This window comes from Segatella copri (assembly GCF_002224675.1).
GTDB classification, from domain to species: Bacteria; Bacteroidota; Bacteroidia; order Bacteroidales; family Bacteroidaceae; genus Prevotella; species Prevotella copri_U.
Window position 1 is genome coordinate 264,933 of record NZ_NMPZ01000001.1, and the last position, 17,663, is coordinate 282,595.

Consider the following 17,663-nt stretch of genomic DNA (forward strand, 5'->3'; position numbering starts at 1 on the left):
ATGCCAAATGACAGCTTTAAATAACAATAAGGAAACTTCCATCAATCCAATGATTATCATGGATAAGGCTATTGATATGGGTACTCGCCTATCAGGAAGCCTGTTTCCCGTAAGCATCTTTCCTGCCAAGATTCAGAGAATCATCAAGGAGGTCCACGAATGCCACAGTTTTCCTACCGACTATATATCAGCAGCCATACTCACAGCATTGGCTGTTGGTATCGGCAACACGCACTTGGCACAGATGAAACAAGGTTGGCTTGAAAGTCCTATCTTATACATGGCTCTTATCGGAAGACCAGGAGCCAACAAGAGCCACCCACTTAGCTTCGCTATGAAGCCATTCCTCGATTACGACTATGAGCAAAACAAGTTGTTCGAGGAGCAATACAGTAAGTTTGAGGAAAAGATGTGCATGTCTCGCAAGGAACGCATTGAAAATGGAGAGGATGGATTTCCGCAAGAACCTGTACGCAAACGTTTCTTGGTCTCTGATGTCACACCAGAAGGCTTGAGCTATATTCATGCGCAGAACAAGAGGGGTTTATGCCTATGGACAGACGAGCTATCTGCATGGTTCAAGAACTTCAACCGCTATAACAATGGTTCAGAGGAACAGTTCTGGTTATCTGTCTTTAGCGCCAAGACAACCATATCAGACAGAAGAAGTTCCAAGAGTTCCATTTTCATTAAACGCCCCTATATCTCAGTAATCGGAACCATCCAAAAGAAGATACTTAGTGAGTTGGCGAAAGGCGAACGCTCCAGCAACGGCTTCATCGATCGCATTTTGTTCGTCATGCCTAACCTTCAGCAGAAAGCGAGATGGAGTGACCGAGAGTTGCCCGATAATATAGAGCGAGATTGGCAAGCCATCATTCAACACCTTATTGATATGGAGTGTCCAATAAATGAGCAACAGGAAATCGAGCCTCATGTCTTATCATTCACTGAAGAAGCTAAGGCAAGGCTCTATGAATGGCAGCATCATTTCTCCGAGCAATGCGACAATGAAACAAATGATACCATTGTCAGCATCTATTGCAAGTTGGAGATATACATCATCCGTTTCTGTCTGATTATTCAATTGGCACGATGGACGTGTGGAGAATGTGATAAGGAAGCCATCGACCTGCTGAGTGTAGAGCGAGCCATCCGATTGACAGATTATTTCAAGAACTCTGCCATATCAGTACAAAATATCCTCAACGAGAATATGCTCACCGCTCAACAACAAGCAATCGTCAACCATCTTCCTGCAACATTCACTACAGCCCAAGCTCATGATGTCGCCAAAGAGAACGACATGAAGTCAAGGACATTGGAAAGATTTCTGAATGATAACATCGGAGTCCTATTTCGCAAAGAGAAGCATGGAGAATATTCAAAGATTAACTCGTGACGGTATTGTCGGTTTTGTCGCTTTTGACGGTTTTAATACCAAAAGCGACAAAACCGACAGAACCGCCACATAAAAAAGAAATGAAATGAGTACACATAGATTCATATTAGAGCCATACAAAGGCATCGCTACCCGACATACATGTCCAGAATGTCATAAGAAACGTAGCTTCGCCCGATATATTGACACAGAAGGGAAGATTGAGTTTCCTCCTTACGTGGGTCGCTGCAACCATGAGCAAAGTTGTGGTTATCACTTCACTCCCAAGGATTTTTTTGAGAAGAATCCCGAAAAGAATGAGACATTCACAAAGGATGAGACTATTTCATATAAGAAGAGAGAAATGCCGAAGCCATTACCCACTTCTTATATAGACGAGAACATCATGCGAAGTTCTCAGAAATGTTATGAGGCGAACAACCTTTTCTTGTTTCTATCTTCTCAATTCGGTGAAACAGCTACTCTTTCTTTGATGGAGAAATATCATGTCGGAACTTCCAAACACTGGACAGGTGCCACGGTATTTTGGCAAGTTGACAATCAAGGTAAGGTGAGAACTGGTAAGGTAATGCTCTATTATCCCGAGACAGGTAAGCGAGTAAAAGAACCATACAACCATATTTCATGGGTACACTCGCTTATCCCCCACAAGGATTTCAATCTCTGTCAATGCTTCTTTGGCGAACATCTTATAAATAAAGACAAGACCAAGCCTATAGCATTGGTTGAAAGTGAGAAGACAGCCTTGATAGCCTCCTACTATCTTCCTCAATTCTTATGGATAGCAAGTGGTGGTAAGAATGGTTGCTTTAACACGAAGTCGTTATCTGTTCTGAAAAACAGAGATGTGGTCTTATTCCCTGATTTGGGAGCGACAACAGTTTGGCAAGATAAGCTGCCAATGATGCAAGTTCTCGGCATCCGTGCAACACTTTTCGACTTTTTAGAGCATCAAGCCTGCGAAGAAGATAAAGCTAAAGGCTTGGACATTGCTGATTATTTGCTCAAAATCAAGCCTGCAGAAGCAAAACTTCAAGCCCTCATCAAACAGAATCCTGCCATTCGGAAGTTGATAGATGTCTTCAAACTCGAAATTATTGACGAGCCTCAACCACGTTTCCGCACTCCTAAAAGGCAACGTGGTTTCAGACTCTGAGATGATTTGAAAAATCGAGGTATCTGACGATAGCAAGTTATGTTTTGAGTTACTCAAAACCTTTCGAGTTACTCTCGAAAGCACTTGCCTATCGGTAGATACTCTCCAAAGTCGAGTATCTGAATCAACCTATCGGTAAGCAGAGAATTGCATATATGATGACTTACTGTCGTATAGATTCATTGATTTACTGTCGTATATATATGCATGTCATATGATAAAACGTTTTACATGGAATGAGTAGAAAAAGCCAATTTTTTCTTTCTACTATATATGTCATCGATTAATGATTCCTATTCTTGCGACAACTCCCAAGGCATACACCTACTATATGAAGATAAAGGCATTTGCTTGCCATCATACTCTTGTACGATTTGTTTGCGAAATAAAAGTCCAGAGTCATGTTCTTCCCACTTTATGCCCGTCACATAAGCCTTACCTTCTATCATTTTGATACCTATTGTATAATAAATCTTGTACCCATTACCATCACCATATGAAAGAATGAAGTCACTGCGTTCTACAAAATCCGTAGTTTTGTCTTTCCATGGTTTAACCAGCATTTCATATGGTAACCACCCTCCAGTAGGCTCTCCATTGCCTATCACATTATCATAAACCTCCTGTTTATTTTTATACTCAACAAGCAAGAGACGATCAGAGCAAATCGGAGGTATAGGAGCATCTTTCCAACTATCAAAATTAGGAGACAAAATTGCCACCCTAAAATCTTTAGCGAGCTTTAAGCTATCAACTACATCATAATTGGTTGAGATAGCAACTCCATGCCATTTATTAAATTCATCAATACATTGAGGACAATCCTTTATCCATAATGTGTCATTACAAAATACCATGGGAAGTTTGCGTTTGCCAATGGCAGAGATTTTCATTTTTCCACCCTGTTTGGTAAGTGTATATGGTCTTTGAATATGTAGGGAATCTGTTTGCAGATGCACTATATAAACATTCTTGTCATATTTCATCTTTTCCACATACAAAGAACCAAATACACTATCATTAAGGGTATCTATATCGCACCCATATATATCAAAATTCATCCTATTAACGTCAGCAACAATATCATCACAGCAGAAGTTTTTGAGGAATGATACAAAATCGTCTTGCAAAGCTTGACAGTAGGCTTTGCCTTTAGAATCATCGACATTAACTCTTTGAGCATAATAGTCATTACAGCCAACATAAAACTTCCTGAAAAATTCCGCTATGCTGTCATTCTCAGAGGTTTCTGTGCATTGGACTTTTTGATTGCAACCACAAAGGTGCAAAATGACCACCAATAATAAAATTATCTTTTTTACCATATTTTCCACCAAATAATGATTATACACAAATAAATTTCGTGCCATTAAAAGGCACATAAAGTCAAAAATAGATATGTTGCATTTCCAATTGATGGTATTCCAAGAGGAAGAGACGCTGAAACACTTCGGCATTGTTCTGTAGAAAGTGACGCATTGAAGTGAAAGCTCGCATTATTCGAATATTCACCTCAATCGCAGTGTCAGAACGTAAAACACTACTAAGCATAGCGACTCCGTTTTCAGTAAATACGTAAGGCATGTATTTCAAATGTTGTCCGCGTCCTTCGTTTAAGGTCGCAATTTGCGACCTTAAACATTCGTCCTTGGTCAATTGAAACATGAAATCTTCAGGAAATCGTTTAATATTACGTTTTACTTGCTCATTAAGACGCTTTGTTTCAACGCCATAAAGTGTGGCAAGGTCACGGTCAAGCATAACTTGTTGTCCTCTAATGATTTTTATTAGAGGCTCTATATTGTCAACACCAACCAACTGGTCACTTTCTGTGGTCAGTTCGCTGCTCTCTTTTTTTTCTATTTTATCTGTCATATTTATATTCATTTTTTTAAAATCACAAATTGTGACTTTGAACATTACCATATTTAACAGCATTCAAAGGTAGTGCTTTTAGCCTTTAAGCCACTATTGCACAACCCTTTTTTTGAAAAGAACGTAAAATTAACAAAGATATTGCTGTGATTGTAGTTTTATTAGCATAAAGCTCTAAAGCAGCCAAAGGAGAACAAGAGCAAGGAAGCAGTGGAGACCAACAAGGACATCGAGCAGTTGTTGCTTTCCATCCAAAAGGCTTTCGAAGTGCTTGTGGAAAAGAGAACGGACTTACCCTGTTCCTACCATTCGGGACGACACTCGTTCGCCAGCCTCATTACGCTGGAGGCAGGTGTGCTGATAAGCTTGAAGAATATACGGCAGTTTTGGGAAATAGAGTTAGCTTGGATTCCATAGCTGGAACTTATAACGGAGTGTTACCACCTAATGTTGAAACAACACTCACATTAAATGCTGATGGTACCTATCTGTTGATACAGTCATACAATGAAAAGTAGAACAAACAGGAAAGGTTAAGAGGAACATTCCAAGTGCTTGACTACAACATCCTGATGCTTGTGCATCCTTAAAGCGGTGAGCATACCTTCTACAAGGTGAAGGATGCCAACCATATTTTATTCTGATAGATTCGTTTGGCAATGAACCCCAAATAGATAAAAGATAGAATTACATTCTGAGGAAGGAAAGATAAAATGCAAATAAACTGTGTTAAACCATAATATTATAGCCTAACCCAGTTTATTTCACACGCTCAATGACAAGAATAACAGTGTTAAAATGTAATCGAATTAGAAAAAGAAATTCCTGTTACACCACTGCTTTCTAATTTATCCTTTAAACCCTCCGACACATAGATATTAAAATCGAAAGGCAGTAAAAAAAATAAATCTAAAGACCTATCAAAATTTTCTTTTAATACGATTTTATTTAATGAAACACCAAATGAACCATCTTCGTCTTTCGCTTTTAACTTCATATAGTGCTCATACGACTTTATTTTTATTGGCCCTTTATTTAGAAATTCCCATTCTGTTTGGTAAAACTCTGATTCTTCGTAATTTAAAGCATCTACAAGATTTGGTTGTGATAAGTGCAGCCAATAGTACTCATATTCTTGGTCATTTGTTTTAATAGATGCTTCAAAAAACTGATGTTGCATGACATGTGAACTATCAATTATCTCTTTGACTTTGGAACTGATTAAAAAATCAGTAAATGGACCTGCTGTAGAACTTAAGACATCTGTAAACTTTGCTTTCTTTTTCAAACGAAAACTTAACTTTGGCTTTATGCCCGAAAATATTTTCCAAGAACTGATTTGTTGTGCTTGGAATACAGACAAGCAATCGACTTGCGGATATATGCTGTATGCCTCTTTCTGTAAAATATAATATTTTTTTTCCATCTTTTTGAACCCCTTTCTTTGAAAAGAACGTAAAATCAATAGTATTATTGCGATAATTGTACTTTTAGTAATTGCTTCACTCGTTGTACCGTACTTACTCGTTTACCACTCAACTTCGCCACATACCGAATGGAGTATCTCTTGCTGAGCAAATCTATTATCTGCCCATACATCGGTTGTCCGCTAAAATGTGTACCTATGTTCATAATTACTTGAATTAATAGTAACAAGAAACAAGGTAACTAAAAGAGCTAAATTCCAAGCAGGTGCATTACGGTTATGGCTCTAATTGATTATCTATGATGTTAAACGTGTCTGTTAATTCCATCCTTCTACTGCTATTTATTAAATTATATTCTGTAGGAAATATTATTTCTTTGGCTGTAACAAGAATAGGTCGTGGAGTACTATAATCGAACCAATAATATTTTCCTGTTTCTATGTTTGTTAGTTTTTGCGCATAACACCACGGACCAAATTCTTTTATTATCAATTTATAATGTCCTGTTAAGTCTATCAAATCAGGATGACAGCCAAAAGAATCAACAGGCAGATTTCTTAGTGTGTCTTGAACATTCATATCCAAATCTTCGAGACACATCTTAGTGGTAGTTGTACGGTTTTTAAAGGTACAATTACCAAGAACTATCATTATTGTTAAAAGTACAAAAGCTAATTTAATCTGTTTCATTTATTTATTCTCATTCTACAATTCTTATTATTTATTCCATAGTTACCTTATCCTTTTTCAAAGCTAATCTTTCACTTAAGATTTCCTTGACATATTTGGCGAGAAGTTGACTATTGCCTTTTACATCAAATGCCATAAGGCTCTGTTCATGACAAGGAGTCATTCCTCTACCATCATCAGCTTGTTGCCAAAGTTCTAAATGAATTATGCCTGTTTGAACATTCAACTTTACTATGCAAGCCACGGATTGTTGATAGTAACTTTTTAACGAACGTTCTTTAATAAACTTCAGATAAGCGGATGTGGAATTTATTGAAGTTCGTATGATCATACTACTTTTACCCAAACAGAAAAATATCGCATTGGCCAATTCTTCCTCGGATGCTGTAGCAGGAAGAAAGATAATTGGTTTATCTTCTACTTGGTATCCCTCAAAAATCCGATAGAGAGTTATCACCTTGAAACCTTTTGATGAAAAGGAAATGCAACAAGACTTTTTCCTATGGGAATAGAGAAGTTTGCAAAGCCAAAATTTTATTCTTTTACACATAAACATAGTGAATTCATATTTCTCCTTCCGAAGTTTATTTATAGCAAAGTTGAAATTTGCAAGATATATTATTTGAAATCATTTTCACAAGGCGCATTATAATTACATGTTAATCGCCATCCATCTTCCAATAAAGATAACACCTCTTGAGATACAAAGATGTTATTTTTCCTGGTAAAACATTTATTCATAGCTCTCAATATTACTTTATAGATTTGCATGGCTTCGATTGAGCTATCAGTAAAGACAGCAACACGACCTGCGATTAAAACATTTTCTGCATTGTCGTATATTCCTCCAGTACTTAACTCAACACCTGTAGGATTAGATGCAAGATCTACGATGTAATGAAAAGAGCCATTTCTTTGTTTCATAATTCTATACTTCACCTCATTATTTAAGGGGAGTACCATGTATCTATTATCCAAAGAAATCCAATTGGCATAGCCTGTATGACCAAGTTTAGAAAAAATTGATATGATGTTTTCTCTTCTTATCGCCTTCTGTTTAAATGCCCCCATCAGGGTATATTCTATTGGAATTCTTATTTCAACCATAGACATCATCTTGACTATATCCGCTTTCGTTAGAAAGAATATTTGCTGCTTGCTTTTCATCCGTCCATCATTCATCAGCCTTTTATCCCCTTGCCTATTTTGTACAAACAGGACATATAACCCACCAATTAATAATACAAAGAAACTTCCAACCCACAGGTAGTAACCTGCTGCCATAGTAATCATTTGTGTATGACCAGATTCGTCTATTTTAGCCTCAGGGCAAAAAGCAAACAAAAGACTCAATCCAAATGTAATAGAACTCAATGTTAAGAAACACTTATATTTATCTTTTATCAAGGACCTAATCGCAAAAACGTATGTTATTTTAGAATACCATGCCAAGAAGTAGACTTTCAAAAATCCTTCATGAAAGAGTATTCCTGCCCATCCCAAAAGTAAGCAAAACAGACTCCCAAATAAATAATTTTCGGTTGGTGGCATATTAGAATAGTAGAATGGCGTAAATATACAAGCCATTAAATAGCACAAAAGACTAAGTACTATTACAACTTTCTTACCTATAAATTTTCTATATTTTTCCATTCTACCTCCGTTTTAAAGTGTTCTATTTTGGATCAAATAACAAAGGACGTTTACTGGCGATGCGCCTTAATAATATCTCCATCTTGGAGAAGCCAAACAGCTTTTTGCCTAAGTCCTTAATGGATGCACCTATGTGATATACACAGTTAGCTGCTCTCCTTTTTTTTCTATTTTATCTGTCATATTTATATTCATTTTTCCAAAATCACAAATTGTGACTTTGAACATTACCATATTTATCAGCATTCAAAGGTAGTGCTTTTAGCCTTTAAGCCACTATTGCACAACCCCTTTTTTGAAAAGAACGTAAAATTAATAGTTTTATTGCTGTGATTGTAGTTTTATTAACTCACCCTGAAAGGGATATGTATAGAGTGTTGTATGCATTCCCTTTCAGGGTGATTTTTTATGGTTCATCCAGAAATTCGATGATTTCTGCTACTTGTTGCCGGGTGTAGAAGTGGGAAAACTATACTGAACAAAATGCAAATAAACTGCATTAAACTATAACAGTGATAGCATGACACAGTTAGCTTACACTCTCCTTGCGCAACTTTTCTCGTGTGCTATTTAGCAATAGTAGGCTATCATCGCAGAATTTCTGCGCAAGTTATTTTTTAACATTACTAACTATAACGTTTATTGCTAAACACAGTGCTTTAATCCCAGTCTAACTCATGATTTATGATTTTTATAATAAAGCGGTGAAGCTAATAACAACATTTCTTTGATAACAGTCTGTATATCATTAGGAAAATTCTCAATAAATGCCTTATACCCAGAAGCCACTTTATGATAATTCACATATAATGTATATTTAACATTATCCTTAGCTATATTTGCATCAAAATATGAACACGTTTTTAATTTAGAAATTGCATTTTGTATTGTTTCTTGTTGGGTAACAGCAAGTTTCCTTCTAATAAGGGGATATGATGAATTCCATACAATATTATTATTTGATATTGTATTTGCATTTTTAACATATCCTATCCCATATGTTAATATCGTGTCGCAATATTCAATTATTTGATAATCGGAATCTCCAAAATCCATAACTAAGATTATAGATTTTCCCTTCTTTTGAAGATGGTTTGATAGCGATGATATTTTGAGATTGTTTTTATCTTGACGTGTATTAGAACACGAGCCTATAGTAAATAATAGGCTAATAATTAAAAATAGTCTGAACATAATCATTTGTCTTTATAATAGCCATTGGCTGGATAAATTCCATCCAATGACTTGTTTTTAAATTAGTATGCTCCTCGTGGATGTAATCCTTGATCTTTACGAATGTCATTTTCTGTAATATCATTCTTTTTTACATGATTTAAACCAACAGTTGCTGCTTCTTCTTTGCTTAGAGTTTCCATGACTCTTTGCCCCCGATTATTCATATAGGAATAAGACTCGCTTTCTGAATACAACACTTCACCAAAAGGAACATATTCGATATGCTGTACCACCTCGCCATCAAGGTTGGTGATATAACTACTGCAACCCAAATGGTCTGGGTGGTAGTAGAACTGCATCATCTCGTATGCGTCGCCCTCTTGGAAGTTATTCTTTGCAGCTCTTGCTAAAGCTCGTGTCTGAGCAGCCTCCAAGCTCCCGTCATTGCAGCAGAAACCCTTGCCGTCCACATAGTCGTTGTTGTCCTTGCCATTGTACGGCACTGCAAAGGTTGCCTCCTTTTTTTCTATTTTATCTGTCATATTCTATATTCATTTTTCCAAAATCACAAATTGTGACTTTGAACATTACCATATTTAACAGCATTCAAAGGTAGTGCTTTTAGCCTTTAAGCCACTATTGCACAACCCCCTTTTTGAAAAGAACGTAAAATTAATAGTTTTATTGCTGTGATTGTAGTTTTATTAACATAAAGCTCTAAAGCAGCCAAAGGAGAACAAGAGCAAGGAAGCAGTGGAGACCAACAAGGACATCGAGCAGTTGTTGCTTTCCATCCAAAAAGCTTTCGAAGTGCTTGTGGAAAAGAGAACGGACTTACCTGTTCTTACCATTCGTGACGACACTCGTTCGCCAGCCTCATTACGCTGGAGGCAGGTGTGCTGATAAGCATGAAGAATATACGGCAGTTTTGGGAAACAGAGTTAGCTTGGATTCCATAGCTGGAACTTATAACGGAGCCCGTTCAGGAGGACACCCGACACGATTATCCTCTCGCTCTGTTGTATAGAGCGGTTTGAAAATGTCTTCGTCAACCTTGGAGGTTACTTCCTTGTAGAACTTGTTATGCCATGCTGACTCATCGTCGTACATACGACTCTCTCGCTTGCACATCAGCCCTGAAGGAGAACTGAACAAGTTGAATTGCTTTGTCTTTGGACTCTTTTGGAATTTTCAGTGATACCTAAAAATTTCTTTGCGGTTTTTCGTGCCCTAATCAATATCCCCTAAAAAGACTGGTTAGTTCACATTCATAATGTTATGATTTTTTGATTAATTTGCGTAATATTTTTTCCCACTTTTTTTCAGATATTAATGATTCTGGAAGATTTGGCAAAAAAAACAAAAAACCATTAAAATAATCGATCCAATCATGAATGACGAAGCAAACAAAACAAATTATGCTTGATAATATTTTTATTATTTTGTTCATAACAATATTTTAAATTTTAGTAAAGGTATGTAAGCATGATAACTTACGGTGTAGAACGTCTCCGCACCATTGCAATACTTCAAATATGTGCGCTGCTCAAACTTGTCGTAGCCAATCTTGCTCACATAGTCGTAGCCGTAAGATTTATAGCCATGCACCTTCTCAAGCTGACCACCGAGATTGTAAGAGTAAGTAATCTTCTCCTCGTCTGGATAAATCATCTCTAACCCGTAGTGCTTGGATTTTATATGGAAAAACTTTCAAAGATACAAGGGAAATATCCTCTGTTAAGCCCTGCTGAATTTTAAGGTGGTTTAAAACCTTGTTTTGTTGATACTTTCATATTGCTTCTATTTTTATGTTATAGCTAAAGAACGATTGGCTATTGAATTTATTGCGTTGATTTGCAGCATAATCAGAAAACGCACAATAATATGTCTAACGTTTTTTCCATGTCTCACCAAGCAGAGATAACTTGGCGACACGCATATTCAAGTCATACACGTTTTTACGCCAAAGGTGTGTCTCTGCGTTCCTGCTCTCCATCCTGCTTCTGTCGCGCCATTCAAATAGGTCGATTACTATGGTACATCCTACGACGATGGTGACAATCGTTATGCCAAAAACCATCCATCGGCAGACATGCCCGGTCTGTTTCTTGTGTTCCATTTTGTTGCTGATTTTTTATAATTCTACTACATTTTGATATGATTTAATTTGTTTGAACTGGCAAAGTTACGGTTGGAATGTCACAATCAAGAATTTTCGCAGCATTTATAACAACTTTTATGGAATAAAGACCTTTATGGGAATGTGATGAAGATGGAGAGGGTTGCAATCATACAATTGGGCATACAAAGACCTTTGTATAATATCTTATAAAAATGGACTGTGCCATTTCACACAATCCCTTTTTGAAAGAATTTTAATTAGTCTATATTGACTTCAGCTTTATAGCTCTGATAAATTTCTCCTCTATTATTGTATTTAAATAGAAAAGCCGAAATAACAGGCGATCCATAAATGCCAACCATTTTATCTTTTGGTAGGATGTCGCATCTTATCATTCCTTTATATGGCTCCGAAAAATTTGCTATATACATACAAGAATCACAAGTTTCAGGACCGAATATAGATAATAAAGCTTCAGAATATGTTGGAGCGTTCCAAATAAATTTTTTCTCTATTCGATAAGACCAGAGAATTTGTTTGGTCTGAGTATCAACCATATCTGAAAAAATATCCCAATCAAGATCATAAATCGAATCTGAAACACACAGTTCTTTTGAATGGTAATAAACTTGCAGAATATCAAATGCCATATTTATAGCTCTCTGCTCATTTTTATTACCATAAATGATATTCTGAGCTGCTATCGTCAAAGAAGCCCCCAAAATGCACATCAAAAAGAATATTCTCATAATGATTCTCATTTTGTTTTAATATAATGAGCCTTTTTCCCCATGGAACTATTGTACTTCAACGAAGTTAAAGCCGATTCATTAAAAGGAATAATATTACCTTCTTTTGTATGGATCGCTTTATAATTTAACCTTTCTCCATAATTAAACCCTTGTTTGTTGAGTTCATTGCGGATTATATTCATGTTATCAACAACTGGTCCAGTTCCAAAAAGTTCTGTAGAATCATGATAGTCTCCACCTATTGTTGTATGATGAAGTTCATGTAAGAAGGTCATGCCAAAACCAAGCGTATTGCCATCTACACCAACAGCACCTTTAACCATATTACTGATTTGCTCAAAACTGAGACCTATTTGAGTTCCAGATGTAACAGTACGTTTAGCATGATAGGATACTTCTATCTCGGTTTTGTTGTCAATCATTTTTATCAAGAAATTCCTTGCAGTTTTACTTCCTGCATCTATTTCTTTTCCTTTTTTGTTGGTAATCTTATTAACAATAGGTTTTCCTTCATCATTTTTAGCATATTGCAACTTGTTATCCTTGTCCAAACTGAGTTGTAATCCCGTTTGAGAAGCCAAATCTTTTATTACAGACTGAGTTGTTGACAATTTAAGTTGTTCATCAGCCAAACGAACTTTTGTCATATCAATTTCCATACCTGTAGGATCTGTATATTTCAGCGGATTAGAAATAACATAACAAAACGTTGACACATTGGAATATTTTTCCTCTTTGGGATCTATAGAAAGCCAAAGACTCAACCTCGGATCATAATACCTCGCTCCATAGTAATACAATCCTGTCTCCTCATCGAATTCCTTCGCATTGAAAAGATAAGGTGTATTCCAAATGTTGTTGCGCTCCTCAACGAACACTTCACCGAAAGGAACATACTCGATATGTTGCACCACCTCGCCATCAAGATTGGTGATGTAACTACTGCTACCCAAATGGTCTGGGTGGTAGTAGAACTGCATTTTCTCGTATGTATCGCCCTCTTGGAAATTGTTCTTCATTGCTCTTGCCATTACACGTGCTTGCGCAGCCTCCAAGCTGCCGTCATTGCAGCAGAAGCCCTTGCCGTCCACATAGTCGTTGTTGTCCTCGCCATTGTACGGCACTGCAAAGGTTGCCTCCTTTTTTTCTATTTTATCTGTCATATTTATATTCATTTTTCCAAAATCACAAATTGTAACTTTGAACATTACCATATTTAACAGCATTCAAAGGTAGTGCTTTTACCTTTAAACCACTATTGCACAACCCCTTTCTTTGAAAAGAACGTAAAATTAATAGTTTTATTGCTATGATTGTAGGTTTATTAACATAAAGTTCTAAAGCAGCCAAAGGAGAACAAGAGCAAGGAAGCCGTGGAGACCAACAAGGACATCGAGCAGTTGTTGCTTTCCATCCAAAAGGCTTTCGATGTGCTTGGGGAAAAGAGAGCGGACTTACCTATTCCTACCATTCGGGACGACACTCGTCCGCCAGCCTCATTACGCTGGATGCAGGTGTGCTGATAAGCTTGAAGAATATACGGCAGTTTGGGGAAATAGAGCCAGCTTGGATTCCATAGCTGGAACTTATAACGGAGTGTTACCACCTAATGTTGAAACAACACTCACGCTAAATGCTGATGGTACCTATTTGTTGATACAGTCATACAATGAAAAGTAGAACAAACAGGAAAGGTTAAAAGGTTCTTTCCAAGTGCTTGACGGCAACATATTGATGCTTGTGCATCCTGCGAGTGGGGACAATATATTCTATAAGGTGATGGAGGACAACAGTATTATTTTTATAGACTCGTTTGGCAACGAACCTAAAAAAGAAAATCGGGATAACTATGCCCTAATAAAGAAATGAAATGTAAATAAACTGTGTTTACCCATTGTAGTAGAACACAGCTTATTTTACACTCGAACCAAAGATGGACTTTTACAAATTATTGTTTACAAAGACATATTGAATAGTAAACACACTAAGATTATTGTTGCTTTTTGTAGTATTCACCTCTCCATTTTATACCATTTGGTGTAACTTGTATATACTCTCCTAATAAATAATATTGATTGAAAAGTTTATCTGTTACATCAGGTAGATTTATAATAATACTTTTCTCAGTATTCAAATCCACTTTATACGGATACTCGTAGTATAAGACACCAAAGTATTGGCCTGCGGGATTACTTTCGGTATAATACATTGGTTGGAATGTAAATCTGAAACTTTTTGGAGAATTAATTCTATTACGATTCAATACTATAGCACATGTCCCTTTTTCAGTAATCCCAGAATACGAAATAGTTCCACAATAAACATTAAACTTTATAGGCATAGTTGTATTCGGAACTTTGAAAAGTATTTCAGCAAGAGTTTTATTACCAGAAACTTCTTCGATAATTAAAATGTTTTTAAAAGCACTTTGCATCGGTCCTTCTATTGAATTTATCTCAAAAAAAGTATCGCTGACTTTAGTTATTTGACAAATAGCCAAAGGAAAGCTCTGTTCCCCCTCTATAGAAGAGGAGGAATAGAACTTTAGTGTGTCATTTTTAATTTCTATCAATTTTGAACTGGTTTCATTATGATAGATACCATTTTCAAGTTTTTTAGATGTTTCACCAAAACTAACCAATCCTATAACTGACAAAAAAATACAAAATATAAATCTCATTTATTTTTCAATTTTTGTTGACCCTTCAAAAAATCAGAATAATCTTTAATCATTGGATAGCCATATCCACCATTCGGATCTTTTATGGGCCTACATAATGAACATTTGAACGAACTGTTGAGTGCTTCAAACTATTGAACCGGTCACAATTTGTGACCAGTTCAGCCATTTCCTCCTTAGTTAGTTGAAAACGGAAACGTTCAGGAAATCTCTCCATATTACGTTTTACAGCTTGATTTAACACCCTGTTTTCCACTCCATAAAGTTCAGCCAAGTCTCTGTCTATCATAATTTGATTTCCACGAATAGACATTATTCGACTTTCTACAGGAGTGGTAACTACGACTTCATCATTTTGTAACTGGTCACAATTTGCGACCAGTTCTCCTTTATCTTGATGTTCTATATCACTACTGTCCAATAAAAAAGGGCAATTCGATCTTTGAAACAGTTGAATTATAGTCTTTTATGCAGTATTTTGCAATGAAACGGACTTGATTTTGTAACTTTGCAGCCAAAAAGAATTGGCTACTATGTTTCAAGACAAATATGTTTTCGCTCAACTTACTGCATTTCAGAATAGAACTCAGTTCAACAACTACGTACGCAAGTATGATGGCAACCGATACGTGAAACACTTCACTTGCTGGAACCAGCTTCTTGCAATGATGTTTGGGCAACTGAGCAATCGTGAGAGTTTACGTGACTTGATAGTTGCATTGGAAGCTCATCGAGCTAAGCAATATCATCTGGGGCTTGGACGTAATACTATCGTAAAAGCAACTCTTGCTTATGCCAATCAGACTCGTGATTACAGGATTTTCGAAGACTTTGCATTCTATATGATGAAGGAAGCTTGCAAAAAGCGAGAAACCAACATTTTGAATATACCAGGAAAGAAGTATGCTTTTGATTCGACAACTATTCCGTTGTGTCTTGCAACTTTTCCATGGGCAAAGTTCAGAAGTAAGAAAGGAGGAGTCAAAGCACATGTCTTATATGACGTAGAAGCACAAGTTCCAGCTTTCTATACTGTGACCACAGCATCAAAGCATGATTCTACAGCAATATCTTCAATTACGTATGAACCAAATAGTTACTACATTTTCGATAGGGCTTATGATACTTTCAAGGAACTTTATAAGATTCATCTTACAGGTTCCTACTATGTAGTCAGAGCCAAAACGAACTTGAAGTACAAAATGGTAAAATGGAAGCGAAGAATGCCAAAGAATGTACTAACTGATGCAGAAGTAAAACTAACAGGATATCTTTCCGAAAAGAAGTATCCTGAATCATTCAGATTCATTCGATACTACGATGAAGAAGATGATCGTGAGTTTACTTTTCTGACGAATGCAAAGCATCTTTCTGCGTTGGATGTCGCGAATCTATATAAAAAAAGATGGTTGGTTGAACTATTTTTCAAATGGCTAAAGCAGCATCTTAAGATAAAGAGATTCTAGGGCACAACGAAGAATGCTGTACGCATACAGATTAGTGTTGCCATTATCACTTACTGTCTCGTGGCTATTGTGCACCATGATATGCAATTGAAACGCTCGACATATGAAGTTTTGCAGATTCTAAGCATTTCATTGACGGACAAAACCCGTCTAAGAGATCTATTTGATAAGACTATTTTCAACGATGTCAAAGAACTCGATTATCCTCTTTTTAAGGGACTATTTGATTAATTAATTAACGTGTCCAATTTTTATTGGACACTAATGGTTCTATATTATCTGCCATATTTCTATCTTTATTTTTAAGGTCACAATTTGTGACCTTAAACGTGTTGTTACTTATTATTGCATTCAAAGGTAGTGCTTTTAGCCTTTAAGCCACTATTGCACAACCTTTTTTTTTGAAAAGAACGTAAAATTAATAGTTTTATTGCTATGATTGTAGTTTTATTAACATAAAGCTCTAAAGCAGCCAAAGGAGAGCAAGAGCAAGGAAGCCGTGGAGACCAACAAGGACATCGAGCAGTTGTTGCTTTCCATCCAAAAGGAAGAGATGTGCTTGTGGAAAAGAGAACGGACTTACCTATTCCTACCATTTGTGACGACACTCGTTCGCCAGCCTCATTACGCTGGAGGCAGGTGTGCTGATGGAGACCATCTGCAAGATGCTCGGTCACAAGGATGTGAAGATGACGCAGCGGTATGCGAGAGTAACCCAAAAGAAAGCGCATCCTTCGTTTCACTTGTCACAACGTTGTTTTCTTTCATTTGCACGTCTCCTCAAAATAGTACTAAAAAAATAAAACAATATAATCAATAAAATTATTACATGGATAGATGTAAATAATACCAGATAGAACCACCACGTAAACGCTGCTCCACCAGCCCCTTTATAGATCATTAAGTAGTACAAAGGAAATGAATAACCAACAAACACAATGGCATTTATTGAACATTTTTTGTGACTAATAAAAATCCATTCTATTAGTAGCAATATTATGCATATTAAAGAAATAGCATATAGGATTATATTATCATTCATATTTTAAATTATTTTATAAATCGTTTTGTATAGCTTTTAAATACAAGTACTCACATATATAAACAAGCAATCCTAAGCCTATATATAAGAATCTCTCATAAGGCATAGATGAAACGCCCCACCAATTATATACAAAAAACAACAGAAATGCGATGCTTAATGTACCAAACAAGATTCTATTAAACTTATTACTACCATAGACCATAAATGTAAAGATATAAC

General features: G+C 36.4%; 15 protein-coding genes and 5 pseudogenes. 4 read left to right on the forward strand and 16 right to left on the reverse strand.

The genetic code is table 11. The features are described from left to right. Nucleotides 1-7 precede the first annotated feature (7 nt). Together CFT61_RS01090 and CFT61_RS01095 are read left to right on the forward strand one after the other, a co-directional pair. Nucleotides 8-1,402, forward strand: coding sequence for a YfjI family protein (locus CFT61_RS01090; RefSeq protein ID WP_089542645.1), 1,395 nt, complete (start codon nt 8-10; stop codon nt 1,400-1,402). An 85-nt stretch (nt 1,403-1,487) separates the two neighbouring features. Further along, nucleotides 1,488-2,558: a DUF6371 domain-containing protein gene (locus CFT61_RS01095; RefSeq protein ID WP_089542646.1), complete on the forward strand. Its 1,071-nt coding sequence runs from the start codon at nt 1,488-1,490 to the stop codon at nt 2,556-2,558. 293 nt (nt 2,559-2,851) lie between these two features. On the opposite strand, the gene CFT61_RS01100 is transcribed toward CFT61_RS01095, so the two are convergent. From CFT61_RS01100 to CFT61_RS01175, 16 genes and pseudogenes are all read right to left on the reverse strand, one after another. Beyond that, nucleotides 2,852-3,883: a hypothetical protein gene (locus CFT61_RS01100; protein ID WP_142990522.1), complete on the reverse strand. Its 1,032-nt coding sequence runs from the start codon at nt 3,881-3,883 to the stop codon at nt 2,852-2,854. A 61-nt stretch (nt 3,884-3,944) separates the two neighbouring features. Further along, on the reverse strand, nt 3,945-4,433 hold the full coding sequence (locus CFT61_RS01105; RefSeq protein ID WP_089542812.1) for an ORF6N domain-containing protein: 489 nt from the start codon (nt 4,431-4,433) through the stop codon (nt 3,945-3,947). 793 nt (nt 4,434-5,226) lie between these two features. Further along, nucleotides 5,227-5,859, reverse strand: a complete 633-nt coding sequence (locus CFT61_RS01115) for an imm11 family protein (protein ID WP_089542649.1) — start codon at nt 5,857-5,859, stop codon at nt 5,227-5,229. 44 nt (nt 5,860-5,903) lie between these two features. Continuing rightward, nucleotides 5,904-6,029 (reverse strand): annotated as a pseudogene (locus tag CFT61_RS17500) (recombinase family protein); the annotation flags it as partial. Nucleotides 6,030-6,136: 107 nt separating this feature from the next. Then, nucleotides 6,137-6,550, reverse strand: a complete 414-nt coding sequence (locus tag CFT61_RS01125; RefSeq protein ID WP_089542650.1) for a hypothetical protein — start codon at nt 6,548-6,550, stop codon at nt 6,137-6,139. A 31-nt stretch (nt 6,551-6,581) separates the two neighbouring features. After that, nucleotides 6,582-7,007, reverse strand: a complete 426-nt coding sequence (locus CFT61_RS01130) for a hypothetical protein (RefSeq protein WP_142990523.1) — start codon at nt 7,005-7,007, stop codon at nt 6,582-6,584. 161 nt (nt 7,008-7,168) lie between these two features. Further along, nucleotides 7,169-8,203 (reverse strand): hypothetical protein, encoded by a 1,035-nt coding sequence (locus CFT61_RS01135; RefSeq protein ID WP_089542652.1) that lies wholly within the window; start codon nt 8,201-8,203, stop codon nt 7,169-7,171. Between the two features lie 675 nt (nt 8,204-8,878). After that, nucleotides 8,879-9,397, reverse strand: a complete 519-nt coding sequence (locus tag CFT61_RS01140) for a hypothetical protein (RefSeq protein WP_142990524.1) — start codon at nt 9,395-9,397, stop codon at nt 8,879-8,881. Nucleotides 9,398-9,621: 224 nt separating this feature from the next. Further along, nucleotides 9,622-9,888, reverse strand: a pseudogene (locus tag CFT61_RS17505) (RHS repeat domain-containing protein); the annotation flags it as partial. A 457-nt stretch (nt 9,889-10,345) separates the two neighbouring features. Next, nucleotides 10,346-10,510, reverse strand: a complete 165-nt coding sequence (locus CFT61_RS16755; RefSeq protein WP_176425461.1) for a hypothetical protein — start codon at nt 10,508-10,510, stop codon at nt 10,346-10,348. 315 nt (nt 10,511-10,825) lie between these two features. Further along, entirely contained in the window at nt 10,826-11,050 is a 225-nt protein-coding gene (locus tag CFT61_RS01150) for a hypothetical protein (protein WP_089542654.1), read from the reverse strand. A gap of 217 nt (nt 11,051-11,267) precedes the next feature. Next, nucleotides 11,268-11,498: a hypothetical protein gene (locus CFT61_RS17145; protein ID WP_089542655.1), complete on the reverse strand. Its 231-nt coding sequence runs from the start codon at nt 11,496-11,498 to the stop codon at nt 11,268-11,270. Nucleotides 11,499-11,758: 260 nt separating this feature from the next. Beyond that, complete coding sequence (locus tag CFT61_RS01160) at nt 11,759-12,262, reverse strand: hypothetical protein (protein ID WP_089542656.1); 504 nt, start codon at nt 12,260-12,262, stop codon at nt 11,759-11,761. A 647-nt stretch (nt 12,263-12,909) separates the two neighbouring features. Next, nucleotides 12,910-13,404: pseudogene (locus CFT61_RS01165) on the reverse strand (RHS repeat domain-containing protein); the annotation flags it as partial. An 839-nt stretch (nt 13,405-14,243) separates the two neighbouring features. Then, nucleotides 14,244-14,933, reverse strand: coding sequence for a hypothetical protein (locus tag CFT61_RS01170; RefSeq protein WP_089542657.1), 690 nt, complete (start codon nt 14,931-14,933; stop codon nt 14,244-14,246). Between the two features lie 82 nt (nt 14,934-15,015). Then, on the reverse strand, nt 15,016-15,354 hold the full coding sequence (locus tag CFT61_RS01175; RefSeq protein WP_254918809.1) for an ORF6N domain-containing protein: 339 nt from the start codon (nt 15,352-15,354) through the stop codon (nt 15,016-15,018). A gap of 112 nt (nt 15,355-15,466) precedes the next feature. On the opposite strand from CFT61_RS01175, the pseudogene CFT61_RS01180 reads away from it, so the two are divergent. Together CFT61_RS01180 and CFT61_RS17150 are read left to right on the forward strand one after the other, a co-directional pair. Next, nucleotides 15,467-16,630 (forward strand): annotated as a pseudogene (locus CFT61_RS01180) (IS4 family transposase). 371 nt (nt 16,631-17,001) lie between these two features. Further along, nucleotides 17,002-17,202 (forward strand): annotated as a pseudogene (locus CFT61_RS17150) (tyrosine-type recombinase/integrase); the annotation flags it as partial. Nucleotides 17,203-17,663: the final 461 nt, after the last annotated feature.